The organism is Bradyrhizobium sp. KZN70725 (assembly GCF_055264925.1).
The window spans coordinates 42,276-55,837 of sequence record NZ_JBUYWT010000024.1 but is presented as its reverse complement, the minus strand read 5'-3'; the positions used below and the strand labels follow the sequence as shown (position 1 = coordinate 55,837).

Annotated in this window: 15 protein-coding genes; 7 read left to right on the top strand and 8 right to left on the bottom strand. The window is 64.3% G+C overall.

The genetic code is table 11. The features are described from left to right. Positions 1-107 precede the first annotated feature (107 nt). Positions 108-1,154: a uroporphyrinogen decarboxylase gene (gene hemE, locus ACZBJS_RS22835; RefSeq protein ID WP_057016932.1), complete on the bottom strand. Its 1,047-nt coding sequence runs from the start codon at positions 1,152-1,154 to the stop codon at positions 108-110. A 120-nt stretch (positions 1,155-1,274) separates the two neighbouring features. Here hemE and ACZBJS_RS22830 point away from each other — a divergent pair, with 120 nt between their 5' ends. Further along, positions 1,275-1,460 carry a hypothetical protein gene (locus ACZBJS_RS22830; protein ID WP_028333252.1) on the top strand — a complete coding sequence of 62 codons (186 nt, stop codon included), beginning with the start codon at positions 1,275-1,277 and terminating at the stop codon, positions 1,458-1,460. Positions 1,461-1,582: 122 nt separating this feature from the next. On the opposite strand, the gene ACZBJS_RS22825 is transcribed toward ACZBJS_RS22830, so the two are convergent. The 3 genes from ACZBJS_RS22825 to ACZBJS_RS22815 all read right to left on the bottom strand — a co-directional run bounded on the left by ACZBJS_RS22825 (position 1,583) and on the right by ACZBJS_RS22815 (position 4,108). Further along, a complete protein-coding gene (locus tag ACZBJS_RS22825) occupies positions 1,583-1,870 on the bottom strand; it encodes a PilZ domain-containing protein (RefSeq protein WP_463439207.1) in 288 nt (95 codons plus the stop codon). A 152-nt stretch (positions 1,871-2,022) separates the two neighbouring features. Continuing rightward, positions 2,023-3,693 carry a pilus assembly protein TadG-related protein gene (locus ACZBJS_RS22820; RefSeq protein WP_316394076.1) on the bottom strand — a complete coding sequence of 557 codons (1,671 nt, stop codon included), beginning with the start codon at positions 3,691-3,693 and terminating at the stop codon, positions 2,023-2,025. A gap of 1 nt (position 3,694) precedes the next feature. Beyond that, complete coding sequence (locus ACZBJS_RS22815; RefSeq protein ID WP_057016934.1) at positions 3,695-4,108, bottom strand: TadE/TadG family type IV pilus assembly protein; 414 nt, start codon at positions 4,106-4,108, stop codon at positions 3,695-3,697. 381 nt (positions 4,109-4,489) lie between these two features. Between ACZBJS_RS22815 and ACZBJS_RS22810 the strand changes: the two genes are divergently transcribed. Then, on the top strand, positions 4,490-5,377 hold the full coding sequence (locus ACZBJS_RS22810) for a LysR family transcriptional regulator (protein ID WP_229189553.1): 888 nt from the start codon (positions 4,490-4,492) through the stop codon (positions 5,375-5,377). Between the two features lie 29 nt (positions 5,378-5,406). Here ACZBJS_RS22810 and ACZBJS_RS22805 read toward each other — a convergent pair whose 3' ends face one another. Together ACZBJS_RS22805 and trhO are read right to left on the bottom strand one after the other, a co-directional pair. After that, the gene (locus ACZBJS_RS22805) at positions 5,407-5,622 is read right to left on the bottom strand and encodes a SlyX family protein (RefSeq protein WP_028333247.1); all 216 of its coding nucleotides are present in this window, start codon (positions 5,620-5,622) and stop codon (positions 5,407-5,409) included. Next, positions 5,615-6,406: an oxygen-dependent tRNA uridine(34) hydroxylase TrhO gene (gene trhO / locus ACZBJS_RS22800; protein WP_316394077.1), complete on the bottom strand. Its 792-nt coding sequence runs from the start codon at positions 6,404-6,406 to the stop codon at positions 5,615-5,617. Before trhO ends, ACZBJS_RS22805 begins: the two co-directional genes overlap by 8 nt. A gap of 181 nt (positions 6,407-6,587) precedes the next feature. On the opposite strand from trhO, the gene ggt reads away from it, so the two are divergent. The 3 genes from ggt to ACZBJS_RS22785 all read left to right on the top strand — a co-directional run bounded on the left by ggt (position 6,588) and on the right by ACZBJS_RS22785 (position 9,948). Further along, entirely contained in the window at positions 6,588-8,174 is a 1,587-nt protein-coding gene (gene ggt / locus ACZBJS_RS22795; RefSeq protein WP_316394078.1) for a gamma-glutamyltransferase, read from the top strand. A 261-nt stretch (positions 8,175-8,435) separates the two neighbouring features. After that, positions 8,436-8,894 carry an FKBP-type peptidyl-prolyl cis-trans isomerase gene (locus ACZBJS_RS22790; RefSeq protein ID WP_463439206.1) on the top strand — a complete coding sequence of 153 codons (459 nt, stop codon included), beginning with the start codon at positions 8,436-8,438 and terminating at the stop codon, positions 8,892-8,894. Positions 8,895-8,940: 46 nt separating this feature from the next. Next, positions 8,941-9,948: a D-2-hydroxyacid dehydrogenase family protein gene (locus ACZBJS_RS22785; RefSeq protein ID WP_316394080.1), complete on the top strand. Its 1,008-nt coding sequence runs from the start codon at positions 8,941-8,943 to the stop codon at positions 9,946-9,948. Between the two features lie 57 nt (positions 9,949-10,005). On the opposite strand, the gene ACZBJS_RS22780 is transcribed toward ACZBJS_RS22785, so the two are convergent. After that, positions 10,006-10,209 carry a CsbD family protein gene (locus tag ACZBJS_RS22780; protein ID WP_057016940.1) on the bottom strand — a complete coding sequence of 68 codons (204 nt, stop codon included), beginning with the start codon at positions 10,207-10,209 and terminating at the stop codon, positions 10,006-10,008. 146 nt (positions 10,210-10,355) lie between these two features. On the opposite strand from ACZBJS_RS22780, the gene ACZBJS_RS22775 reads away from it, so the two are divergent. Together ACZBJS_RS22775 and ACZBJS_RS22770 are read left to right on the top strand one after the other, a co-directional pair. Further along, positions 10,356-10,874 (top strand): cupin domain-containing protein, encoded by a 519-nt coding sequence (locus ACZBJS_RS22775; RefSeq protein WP_463439217.1) that lies wholly within the window; start codon positions 10,356-10,358, stop codon positions 10,872-10,874. A 130-nt stretch (positions 10,875-11,004) separates the two neighbouring features. Beyond that, positions 11,005-11,742 (top strand): enoyl-CoA hydratase/isomerase family protein, encoded by a 738-nt coding sequence (locus tag ACZBJS_RS22770; RefSeq protein ID WP_253589281.1) that lies wholly within the window; start codon positions 11,005-11,007, stop codon positions 11,740-11,742. A gap of 132 nt (positions 11,743-11,874) precedes the next feature. On the opposite strand, the gene ACZBJS_RS22765 is transcribed toward ACZBJS_RS22770, so the two are convergent. Further along, positions 11,875-13,401, bottom strand: a complete 1,527-nt coding sequence (locus ACZBJS_RS22765; RefSeq protein WP_316394083.1) for an amidohydrolase family protein — start codon at positions 13,399-13,401, stop codon at positions 11,875-11,877. Positions 13,402-13,562: the final 161 nt, after the last annotated feature.

Sequence of the window (13,562 nt, the reverse complement as noted above, 5' to 3'; positions counted from 1 at the left end):
AGCTCCGGGCCGTCGACCCTTCGAGACGCGCGCAAGAGCGCGCTCCTCCAGCGACAAAGGCGAAGCCTTTGCGCGGGGGTGACGGTGATAGAGTGGGCGACTGGACGTCAGCCCTTATACGCGCGCACCCGTGCGACCATCTGCTCGACATGGGCGATCGGCGTCTCGGGGAGGATGCCGTGCCCGAGATTGAAGATCATCCGCCCCTTGCCGAAGTTCTCCAGCACATCGTCCACCGCGCGGTCGAGCGCGGCGCCGCCGGCGATCAGGGCCAGCGGATCGAGATTGCCCTGCACCGCGACGCGGCTTTGCACGCGCTCGCGGATCATCGACGGCTCGGTGGCCCAATCGATCGAGACCGCATCGACGCCGGTTTGCTCGATATAGGCCGGCAGCATGCCTGCCGCGCCGCGCGGGAAGCCGATGATCCTGGCATCGGGGACCTGCTTGCGCACCCCGGCCACGATGCGCCGGGTCGGCTCGATCGCCCAGCGGGCGAACTCGCGCGGCGGCAGCACGCCGGCCCAAGTGTCGAAGATCTGCAGGCAGTCGGCACCGGCCTTCAACTGGCCGACGAGATAGTGGATCGAGTTCTCGACCAGCACGTCGATGATCTTGGCGAACGCATCCGGATGGCGGTAGGCAAGCATCCGCGCGGGTGCCTGGTCCGGCGTGCCCTGTCCGGCCACCATGTAGGTCGCAACCGTCCACGGTGCGCCGCAGAAGCCGATCAGTGCGATCTCGGGGGCGAGTTCGCGACGGACGCGGCGCAGTGCTTCAAAAACCGGCTCGAGCGTGTCGAAGTTGGCATCGGTTGCCAACGTCGCGATTTCGCCGGGCGTTGCCAGCGGATCGAGCCGCGGTCCTTCGCCGGCCTCGAAGCGCACCGAGCGGCCGAGCGCGTAGGGGATTACCAGGATGTCGGAGAAGATGATCGCGGCGTCGAAGTTGAACCGGCGGATCGGCTGCAGCGTGACCTCGGCGGCGAATTCGGGCGTGAAGCAGAGATCGAGGAAGCCGCCGGCCTTGGCGCGCAGCTCGCGATATTCCGGCAGATAGCGGCCGGCCTGCCGCATCATCCAGAGCGGCGGCACGGCCTGGCGGTGGCCCGATAGCACGTCGATGAGCGGCTTCTTGGTGGGATCCTGGGGCACGCGGATAGTTCCTGATCACGGTCAAATTTGCGCCCCTGATACACGCTGCAGCGCAATGGGCCAAGGCGGTTCTGGAACCCCCCTTTGCGCGGCCGCGTTGTCCCCCGAATGGAGGACGACATGGCCGACAAATTCGATCCTGCCCCGCACGACAAGCATGCCGAGAAGCCGCACGAGGCGCAGGCTGCCGACCGCAAGGCCCGCACCCGGCTGAAGGAGGGGCTCGAGGATACCTTCCCGGCCTCCGATCCGGTCAGCGCCACGCAGCCCGCGCCCTCAAAGCACGACGGCAATCGGGACAATTAGCGGTGTATGCCAGCGCCTGCTAACCACGATGCCAAGAGAGTTCCACATGCGGCGAACTATTCGCCGCGGAGCGATGGCCCGGAGCACCGGGCCCGTCCGCATACCGTGATCGCCGGGATAGTCTAGACGGGGCCGCTTGCGGGGCGCTGCATCCGGTCAGATTCGAAGGTCACGCCGAGCCGGCGCTCCAGGCGCCAGGCCACAATGCAGTGCCGCCGGATCGGTTCGCTCTCGATCTCGAGGTCGAACGCGCGCGGGATTGCGACGTCGCTTTCCACGGCGAGCCCCGCGCCGCCGGTCGAGAGGTTGAGCACAAGACATCCGACACTGCTGTTGCGGAAGAAGATCGTCCCGCGCTTCAGCAGGATCGTTCGTTGGCTGTCGGTCTTGTATCTTATCGTTGTGCTCACGGCAGTCTCCTACCCCCGATGTGATGCCCGTCGCGATCGGTCCCCTCAAGCGCGATGGTCGCGCTTTCGCTTCTTGTTCGAGCATGATCTCCGCGCAAACGCTTTGCGTTTGTCGCGAGGGAAAACCGCTTCGTACTCTTCCGGATCATGCTCTAGTTCACCAGCACGGCGCCATCGCAGCGGATGCCCAGCACCCAAACGTCGACCTGGCCGAGCCCGATGCCGAGCGTCGCGAGCAGCGACGCCAGCACCTGATCGACTGAACTCGTCACGCCGTTCAGGATGCTCATGACGAGCGCCCCCAATCCCGGGATCGGCAGCCCGAGCGGGCCGAGATTGATGGTCAGCGAGAGGTCGCCGAGCAGACTTCCTGTCAGCGATGAAAGGAAGTTGGTCGTCGTCACCGTCTTCTTGGTGCCCGCCTGGATGTCGCTGTAGCTGAAATTGACATTGGTCGGCGTGGTGTTGCCCATGCCGGCATGGGCGAGGCCGGTGACGGTGGCGAGACCAAGGTTGACCAGTGTCGCCGGCGGCGGATTGGGCTTGGTCGTGAAGTTGGTCATGTCGGCGATCGTGACGTTGCCGATCCATGCATCCACGATCCCAGGCGTCACGCCGATCGTGACCTGCGAGGTGTTGATGTTGGGGTGGCCGCAGGACACCGCGTTGAGTGTCGCGGTACCCGAGGCGACCTCGACATAGACCGGGAGATTGATCGCAGACACGGTGCCGGAGCCGAGCACATTGATCGTCGCCAGGATCCTGGTCTGCGCGGTGTGGACGCTCACACCCTGGGTGCCGATCGCGATCCAGCTCGAGCCGACCGGTCGCTCGCCGATCGTTGCGATCACGGAGACGTTGGCGATGCCGGGCAGGCCGAGATTGATCGAGGTCGCGATCTGATGGTTGCCGTTGGCGATCTGGGCCACCGTGGAAATCAGGTCGAACACCGAAACGCTGGCGCCGACCTTGGGTTTCTGCCCCACCGTGAGATTGGCGAAGGGACCGAGGTCGACCAGCGTGCCCGGCGAAATCTTGGTGGTGGAGCCGGTGACGGCCTGGGAGATCGTCGACAGCGCTGTGGTCGCCGCGTTGGCGCCGTTGGTGATCTGCTGGGTGGTCAGCGCCGACGCGACGATGTCGCCGACCTTGATGTTGCTGCTCAGCAGGTCGCTATAGGTGACGCCGGTCAGGTTGACCCGGGTCGCCAGTGCCGACAGGAAGTCCAGGGCGTCGATCTTGGCGCTGATCAGCGCATTGTAGTCCATCACCGAGAGCGACAGCGTGGTGCCGAGCATCGAGCCGAGCAGCGCATTGAGCGCGCCGCCGTTGACCGAGAGCAGCCTCGACCCGATCGCGAACGAGGCCATTTCGGTCGATGTCGCGGTAGCGGTCGTCTTGATGGTGAAACTGCTCGCGCCGGTGAGGTACCGCGCGAAGTAGAGCGGGGTCTGGGTGTTCAGCGTGACCCGCGCGGCGTTGGGAGTGCCGACCGCCGGGGTCACGAAACGGGCCTGCGGCGCGATGGCGCTGTTTGCGGTGTAGGTTCCTGTCTCGACCTTGACCAGCGCACTGGCCGGGTACTTGTTCTGCGTAACCGTCGCGGTGGCGGCGTTGACCGGATTGTTCAGGTTGGCGGCGGCGACGATCGCGGCGAGATCGGCGGTGCTCTGCGTCTTGCGCCGGTCGGCGAAGATCGTGCCGAGATCGATGGCGAGCCCGGCGCACCCGATCAGGAGCGTCATCAGGCCGGCGCTGATCATCGCGAAGTTTCCTCGTTCGTCGGCGCCGAAGCGCCGCATCAGCATGAGGACGCCTCTCATCCTAGAATCCCCCGTACTGAATCGCCGCGGAGCGGACGATGGTGCTCGCCGGGGCGGGGACGAAGGGCAGCTTGTAGATGAAGTTGCCGGCCGCGTTGTAGTTAACCGTCACGACGTAGACGTTGGCATTCGATGGAGACGGCGCGGCATTGACCGTGAGATTGCCGGGAACGAGCAATGGATAGGTCGACGCGTTGGCGGTGACATAGCTCGTCGCGAGGCTGTTGCGTTCGGTGTCGGTCATTCCCGCGATGGATGACCGCGCCGCTTCGGCGGCGAGTTGCTGAACGCCATGCACCATGGCGAGATACGAGCCGAAGACGATGATGCCGAAAATGAAGGCAAGAAACAGCGGCAGCATCAGCGCGAATTCGACGGCGGACGCACCGCTTCGGCAGCGAAAAAAACTGGTCATTGCAACACACCTCGAAACGCCAACGACGACGTCACGTTGCGAGGCTTTGATTAAGGAAAACTATGAAAACGCTTTCACGAATCAGCGGCCGCAATTCAGACTTATCGGGTCAGTGAAGCATGATGGGGCGATCAGAATATTTGATGCGATACCCGCAAAAACCCGGGGTGTGGTGCGGTTGAGGTGCTGCAGCGTGTGGAGATGTAGTTGTTGGATACCGTGATATGCGGAGCAATGCACGTAACAATACATATGACCTGCAATATCAGTGCCTTGGCGGGTAATTGTGGCTAAACGAAAGTGCAACCAAATGTTAGTATAGCCTGATGGCATACTGTGGAGATTGGAATTGCGTCCCGTGCTGAGACTGGAGGGCTCGCGATGCATAGACCGCGTCAGCATTTGAATATTCCTACTGAAATCGTTCGTACCGTCGTTGCGATCGCGGAGACAGGCAGCCTGTCGAAAGCCGGGGAGCGTCTCGGCCTCAGCCAGCCGGCGATCAGTTCGCAGGTCAAGCGCCTGCAAAGCCTGATTGGTGGCGCACTCTTCGTCAGAACCGCAAACGGCACCACGACCACCGAGCTCGGCAAGGTCGCCGTGCAGCAGGCGAGGCGCATCCTCGAAGCCAACGATCAACTGCTTCGGCTCGGCGGCAATCATGAAGGACCCCAGCCGTTGCGGCTGGGAATCAGCACGATGCTCGCGGAGGAATTCCTGAAGCTGCATCCCTCCGATGCACTCGCCGACGTTCTGCTGCACGCCGACATGTCACCGGCCGTCATCAGGGGGGTGATCGACGGCTACATCGACATCGCGTTCGTCTACAGCAACCCTTCGCAGGAGAACGAAGACGAGGTGACGATCGCCGCCGAAGCCGAGGAGCGGTCGGTGTGGGTGCGATCGCGCGATTTTGTGCTGCGGCCGGGCGCCCCGATCCCGATCCTGGCCTGGCCAGGTGACGACTGGATGATCCGGACGCTCACCAAGCACAACATCACGTACAAGATCGTGTTCAGGAGCCCGAACCACCAGCTGCGACTGGAAGCCGCCCGGGCCGGGTACGGCCTGACGGCGTGCCCCGAGCGGATGATCCCGTCCTCGCTGATCTCGGCGAAGGACTATTATCTTCCGGAGCTTCCGTTGCAGAAGCGCCTGCTGTGCGTTCGCCCTGGTCTCGAAGGCAGCCGCGCCACGGCGATGGTGCAGCGGTTGTCCAGCCTGTTCTTCAGCGGCGCGAAGCCGATGCGTCAGGTGAGCAACATGTAGCTGGTGCTGCCGCGGTCCGGCGGCACCGATCAATAGTGCGGTGGGCGTTCGTTGGCGGGGCCGGGCGCCTGGCGTTCGGCCTCCTGAAGCCGGTCGCGCAACTCGGCGATCTGGCGCGTCAGCGCGTCGATCTGCTTCCATTGTGCCGTGATGGTCTGGTTCAGCGTCTCGATGGCCTCGTCCTGATAGGTCAGGCGAACCTCCAGCGCATCGATCCGCTCGCTCAGCTTGGCCGTGTCATTCATGGACGGCAGCCTCGCAGGGGGTACTCTCGCGCTCCGCGTCGCTCGAACGCGCACCCGCACGCTCGCGCAGGCCGTGGCCGAGCGCGACACGCTCGTCGAACACAAAACAGTCGCCGCGCCAGCGGCTGTCCAGCTGCGGGGTTTCCTCGAGATATTTCAGAATGCCGCCCTTGAGGTGATAGACCTCGGCAAAACCTTGCGCGAGCAGATAGGCGCTGGCCTTCTCGCAGCGGATGCCGCCGGTGCAGAACATCGCAATCCTGCGGTGCTTGGCCGGATCGAGGTGCCGCGCCGCAAATTCCTTGAATTGTCCAAAGCTCGCGATCCTGGGATCCACCGCGCCTTCGAACGTGCCCATCGCGACCTCGAACGCGTTGCGGGTATCGAGCACCATGATGTCAGGCGCGGCGATCAGCTCGTTCCAGTCGGCGGCATCGACATAGGTGCCGACCTGCCGCGTCGGATCGACCGTGGTGTCGCCGAGCGTGACGATCTCCTTTTTCAGCCGCACCTTGAGCCGCTGGAATGGCATCTGCGCCGCTTCGGAGAACTTCAGCTCGAGATTGTCGAGGCGGCCGCCGAACAGCGCTCCGTGCCTGAGCTCCGCAACGAAGTCATCGATGCCTTGGTCGGTGCCGGCAATGGTGCCGTTGATGCCCTCATGGGCGAGCAGCACGCTGCCCTTGAGATCGAGCGCGGCGCAGAACGCGCGCAGCGGCTCGCGCAGCGCGCGGAAGTCCGGCAGCGCGGCGAACTGGTAGAAGGCGGCGACCTTGAAGGGCATCGCCGGGGTTTATCAGGCCGGCCAGGCCGGCGAAACCCGCAAAGCCATGCATTGTCGGGATAATTCCCCTGGCATGCCAGGCATTGCTCAGCCGGGGATGAGTGTGCCATGTACTTTGTACTCCCTTGGCATCATCCGCCGCAGCCGCATCAGACCATCACGATCAAGCGAGCACTCCGTTATGAGGAATTTCCATTTCGCCGGCCGTTCCACGGTCCACGCCCAGAACGCGATGGTGGCGACGTCGCATCCGGAAGCGGCGCTCGCGGCCATCGAGGTGATGCGCGAGGGCGGCACGGCCGCCGACGCGGCGGTTGCAGCCTGCGCGCTGCTCGGCGTCATCGAGCCGCAATCGACCGGCATCGGCGGCGACTGCTTCGCGCTGATCCAGCCGAGGGGGGAAGGCAAGATCACCGCCTATAACGGCAGCGGCCGGGCGCCGATGGCGGCGACCGCCGACTGGTATCTCGAGCGCAAGATCCATTCGGTGCCGCTGACCTCGGCACATGCGGTCAGCATTCCCGGCGCGGTCGATGCCTGGGACGTGATCCTGAAGGACCACGGCAAGTTCGGCTTCGACCGGCTGCTGCAGCCCGCGATCAAGGCCGCCGAAGAGGGCTACGTGGTCGCGCCGCGCATCGCCTTCGACTGGAAGAACGGCTTCGAGAAGCTGAAGAACGGCACCAACACCGAGCGCTATCTGTTGCCGCACGGCAGGCCCGCGGTTGCCGGCGACGTGATCCGCCAGCCCGAGCTCGGCAAGACGCTGCGCGCGATCGCGCAAAAGGGCCGCGACGCCTTCTATAGCGGCGAGATCGCCGCCGACATGGTCGACACGCTGCGCGGCATCGGCGGCCTGCACACGCTCGAGGACTTCGCCGCGCACTCGACCGAGGCGACCTCGCCGATCGGCACGATGTACAAGGGCTACGACGTCTGGCAGTGCCCGCCGAACGGCCCCGGCATCACCATGCTGGTCATGCTCAACATCCTGTCGCGCTTCGACCTGACCAAGTTCAAGCCGCTCAGCATCGAGCGCTTCCATCTCGAGGCCGAGGCGGCACGCATCGCCTACATGATGCGCGAGCAGCATATCGGCGATCCCCAGCACGTGCATGTCGACGTTGCCGGCATCCTCGCCAGGGAATTCGCCGAAGAGCACATCAAGAACATCCGGATGGACCGGCTGCTCGAACTGCCGAACGTCGCGCCGCCGATGAATCCGTCGACGGTCTACATCACGGTGGTCGACAAGGATCGCAACGTCTGCTCGTTCATCAATTCGATCGCGCATTCGTTCGGCTCGGCGATCGTCTCCAACAAGACCGGCGTCCTGCTGCAGAACCGCGCCGGCGGCTTCCGCGTCCAGCCCGGACATCCGAATTGCATCGCACCGGGCAAGCGTCCGCTGCACACCATCATCCCGGCGCTGGTCACCAGGAACGGCCGCGCGCTGATGCCGTACGGCGTGATGGGCGGGCAGTACCAGCCGGTCGGCCAGACCCGTGTGCTGACCAACATGCTCGACTATGGCTGCGACATCCAGGAAGCCATCGATATGCCGCGCGGCCTGCACTACGAAGGCGTCTACCAGCTCGAGGACTCTGTGCCGGCGGAGATCGTCGAAGGCCTGAAGAAGATCGGTCACAAGACCACCAGCGTGGTCGCGCCGCTCGGCGGCGGGCAGGGCATCTGGATCGATTGGGACAAGGGGACGCTGACCGGCGGCTCCGATCCGCGCAAGGACGGCTGCGCGCTCGGCTACTGATTGTCGCGGCCGATCAGGGGCCGGCGGAAACAAGGTGTTGTCGCGGGGGGTGCTAGTCCTGCCCGACGGAAGCCCGTCACCGGCATCACCTACTCGTATCTGGCGGCGCAACTGATCGGTGATCTCATCGCGAGCGCGTCGTCGCCATTGCTCGGCGATTTTGCGCTGGACCGCGACGTCGGCACGGCCGGTCACTGAAAAATGGCTAGGGATTCGACCCGCACTGGGCTAGAGACGGCCGTCCTTCACGAGAGGTGCAAGATGCGATCTTCCCGACGCACGATCATCAAGACTGCATTCGCCGGCCTTGCGGCGGCAGTCTCCACGTCCGTTGTCAGCGGGACGGCAACGGCCCAAACTGCAGGAAAGCCCATGACCACAGCTTCAGGCCTCCAGATCATCGACAGCAAGGTCGGCGCCGGCGCCTCGCCGAAGACCGGCCAGACCTGCGTCATGCACTATACCGGCTGGCTCTACGAGAACGGCCAGAAGGGCAAGAAATTCGACTCCTCCGTCGATCGCAACGAGCCGTTCGAGTTTCCGATCGGCCAGGGTCACGTGATCAAGGGCTGGGACGAGGGCGTCGCCACCATGAAGGTCGGCGGCAAGCGCACCCTGATCATCCCGCCGAACCTCGGCTACGGCGCGCGCGGCGCCGGCGGCGTGATCCCGCCGAACGCCACGCTGTTGTTCGACGTCGAACTGCTTGGCGTCAAATAAGCCGATGGGCGTCAAGTAACCGGCCCACAGCAACAGGGGCGCAGCGATGAAGATTTCGATCCTCGACGATTATTTCGACACGCTGCGCACCCTCGATTGCTACCGCAAGCTCGACGGGTATGACGTCAAGATCTGGAACGATCATGTCCAGGACGTCGATGCGCTCGCCGAACGGCTGCGCGATACCGAAGCGCTGGTCCTGATCCGCGAGCGAACCCAGATCCGCACGCCGCTGCTCGAACGTCTGCCGAAGCTGAAGCTGATCAGCCAGCGCAGCGTCTATCCGCATATCGACATCGACACCTGCACGCGGCTTGGCATCATCGTGTCGTCGAGCCAGCATGCCGATACGCCGTCCTACGCCACCGCCGAGTTCACCTGGGGCATCATCCTTGCGGCGATGCGCGCGATCCCGCAACAGATGGCGGCGCTCAAGGCCGGCAAGTGGCAGATCGGCGTTGGCCATACGCTGCGCGGCAAGACGCTCGGCATCTATGGCTATGGTCGCATCGGCGCCGTGGTCGCGGGCTATGGCAAGGCGTTCGGCATGAACGTGCTGGTCTGGGCGCGCGAGCCGGCGATGGCGAAGGCGCGTGCCGACGGCTATGAGACATCAGCCAGCAAGGCGGATTTCTTCGCCCGCTGCGACGTGCTGTCGCTGCATATGCGGCTGGTCGACGCGACGCGCGGCATCGTCAAGGCGGAAGACCTCGCGCGGATGAAGCAGACCGCGCTGATCGTCAACACCAGCCGCGCGCCGCTGATCGAGCCCGGCGCGCTGGTCAACGCGTTGCGTGCCGGCCGGCCAGGCATGGCCGCGATCGACGTCTACGAGAAGGAGCCGCTGCGCGACACGGCGGACCCGCTGCTCAACATGGACAATGTGGTCTGCACGCCGCATCTCGGCTACGTCTCGCGCGACGAGTACGAAATCCAGTTCACCGACATCTTCGACCAGATATTGGCCTACGCGGCCGGCACGCCGACCAATGTCGTGAACCCGGATGTTCTGGCACATCCGGATGTGCTGGCACATCCGCGCCCGCGCGGCTGAGCAGCGTCGTTCATGCTCGATCGGCCGGCCTGATGGGGCGGCCGTGTCATCTCTCGTTCAGCGAGGCCAGTGAGCCGCTGAGGTCACCCTGCCGACAATCCTCTTGATGCCGCCGAGTGCCTTCTGTCCCTTGCCCTTGGCTTCCAGGATCGCGCCTCGGCCCTGCATCGCCGGAGAGCCGGTGACCTTGCCAAGACGCCGCTTGAACCTGCCGATCGCCTCGTTGGCCGTGCCCTTGATCCTATCGGTCGCGCTACCCATGAAATTACTCCTTCGGAATACACTGAGGTAACGCGCCGGAACATGGCGATGTTCCGATTCGGCGAGGTTCCGATTTTCCGCTCGCCTGCGCGGCTGCTTTTCGCTAGCGTTCCACGCACGAAATCAGGCCAACGAAAGCAAGAATGATGAGCGGTTCCCACGATCACACCCATTCCCACGACCATCACCATCACGACGACGAGCGCTGGAAGCACGACGGCGTCCGCGTGATTCCCGGCAACCAGCTCGATCCGAATGTGCCGTCGACCGCCGGCATGGACCGCAAGGCCGCGATCAATTTTGCCCGGGTCGGGGCGCAGAAATTGTGGGCAGGCATCGTCAGCATCAAGCCGGATGCCAAGACCGGCGCGCATCATCACGGCCATCTCGAAAGCATCATCTATGTCGTCAAGGGCAAGGCGCGGATGCGCTGGGGCGAGAAGCTGCAGTTCACCGCCGAGGCCGGCCCCGGCGATTTCATCTTCGTGCCGCCCTACGTGCCGCATCAGGAGATCAATGCCAGCCGCGACGAGGTGCTGGAATGCGTGCTGGTGCGCTCCGACGGCGAGGCGGTTGCGATCAATCTCGACATCGAGCCGATCGAGAAGCCGGAGACCGTGCTGTGGGTCGACCCGGTGCACCGCCATCCCGACGAGAAGAAATAGCGCGCGGCGCCGCTATGCTGTCATTCCGGGGCTCGCGAAGCGAGAACCCGGAATCTCGAGGTTCCGGGTTCGCGCTATGCGCGCCCCGGAACGACATCCCGGGAAGGGCTGAGATACCAGGGAGGCCAGCATGACGCTCGTGCGTTACGAGAGCGCCGACCACGTCGCGACCATCACGATGGACCGCGTCTCCTCGCACAACGCGCTCAACAACGCGCTGTGCGACGAGTTGCAGCAAGCCTGGCGGCGCTTTCGCGACAGCGATGACCGCGTCGCGGTGCTGGCGTCGGCCGAGGAGAAGTACTTCTGCGTCGGCGCCGACGTCAGGGATTTTCCCGCCAATATGTGGCAGGCGGTGCCCGGGCTCGGTGTCGAGCTCGACAAGCCAGTGATCGCGGCGACGTCGGGCTGGGTGGTGGGCGGCGGCTTCGTTCTGGTGCAGATGGCCGACATCTGCGTCGCCTCGGAGACGACGCGGTTCGTCTATCCGGAAGCCAAGATCGGCACCACCGGCGGCGGCGTCTCCTCGGTGCTGGCCCGCATGCCGCACAAGATCGCGATGGAGTTCCTGCTCGTCGGCGAGGAGCTGTCGGCCGAGCGGGCCTACCAGATCGGCTTCGTCAACCGCATCACGCCACCGGGGCAGCACCTTGCGGCGGCGCAGGAGCTGGCGGCCAAGATCGCGGGCAACGCGCCGCTGGTGGTGCAGGCGCTCAAGAAGCTCGCGCGTGACGCGATGCCGAAGGGGCCGCTGGAGACGGTCGCCGAGGTGCGCCGGCAACTCGACGCCATCAAGGACAGCGACGACCTCAAGGAAGGCGCCAGGGCGTTCAGCGAGAAGCGCAAGCCGAGATTTACGGGACGATGACCTTCTCCGTCATTGCGAGGAGCTCGCGACAAAATTGCAAGCAATTTTGCGCTGAAGCGACGAAGCAATCCATCTGTCCCTGAGCGGAGATATGGATTGCTTCGCTGCGCTCGCAATGACGGGGCCTAACCCCTACGCAAACACCCGGTGATCGATCACACCGTTCGGCACCACATAGCCGTAACGCGTGTTCGACGGCTCTACGCCAGCCTTCTCATACTGCGCCTTCATCATCGCAAAGCGATCGCCCTTGAGGTCGAGCATCGCGCGCTTCGGCTGGATGTTGTAGAGCCGGGCGTTGTTGTCGCCGAAGATCGCCGTCTTCACCGGCCCGTCGGCGGGGCCGAGCGGTGCATAGCCGAACTTCTTCTGCATCATCTCGGGGATCTCCAGCCGCCGCAGGCCCTCGATCTGCCATTGCGGCGCGCCGGTCCACAGCGCATCGGTACCCCAGCAGATGTGGTCGACGCCGAGCCCCTTGATCAAGGTACCCATCAGCGCGGCGCAGACATTGGGCTCGGCGACCAGCGTGGTCGCGAACAATTGCCCGACGTCGCCATAGACATTGTCGACGCCATACTGCGCCGGGATGTCGGCGAGATCCGAGGTCCAGGCGATGCGGCCGGTGCGCTCGAACTCGGCGAGCGCGACCTTCGGATCGCCGCCGACATGGCGATAGGCCGAGTGGTAGATGATGAAGTTGAGCTGCGGCCAGTCCTTGGCGGCCTTTCCGACATCGGCAACGTCGGCGAAGCCGCGCAGATTCGGATACTGCTTCTCGATCCCGGGCGGAAACAGTCCCTTGTGGACGCAGACGTTCTTGATGCCCGCCTTCACCATCTTCTCATAACCCTTGTAGGCGACTTTCTCGTCGTCCAGCCGCCAGGGGTAGCGGCTGATCTCCTTGTGGGTGTTGTCGCCGATCGTGTAGCCCTTGCAGGATTCCGGCTTCAGCGCCAATGCGGCGTCGAGCTTGTCGAGCCAGCCGGGCTGCCCGGGCGTGAAGATGGCGTGGCAGAACACGCGCCGCGAGCCGGCCTCGTCGTTCATTTTCTTGCGCGCGTCGGCCATCTGCTCGTTGGTCAGGAACCAGTCCTGCTCGATATCCGACGGCGCCGAGGAGATCAGCGCGATCTTGGTGTCGGAATCGAGAAACATCTCCTTCTTGTAGTTGTTGAACTTGAGATCCTCGATGGTCTGCTCGTGATCGTTGAGCTCCTTGTTCCAGCCGGCCTTGCCGACCGCCTTGCGCATTTCCACAAAACCCATGATGCGGGTGTCGTCGCGCAGGAAATGCGTGTGCATGTCCATGATGAACTGGTCTTTGAGGGAGTTGGCGCGCTCCTGCGCCATTGCGGGTGTCGCGGCCTCCGCCGGCGTCACGGCGAACAGCTCCCCGTAGACCTGGTTCATCGCGACGAAGGAGGCGGCCATGCCGGCCGCGGTCTGGAAGAATCTGCGGCGGTCGAGGCCCTGCTTGCCGCCGAGATCGTCGGCCATCGCGACCAGCCGCGCCTCGACCTCGCGCTGCCGTTCATTCTGCGGGTCGGGATAGAATTCGTCGCTGGAGACGATCTGGGTCGGGATCGGCGTCTGGTGCTGGCACAGTTCGGAGGGCATCAAGGCGGCAAGTTCATCGTCGGTGAGATTGCTGCTCATTCTTCGCTCCCACTTCTCGCCGGATTTTTCCGGTCGGATCGCCGCGGAGACTAGGACCAAGTCCGCCCGTCGTCCGCGCCGTTTGCCGGAAAACGCATTCACAAAATCGTGCATCGGATTGGCGGAGGCGAGATGCGCCCGTCGCGCAACCGGACATGCCC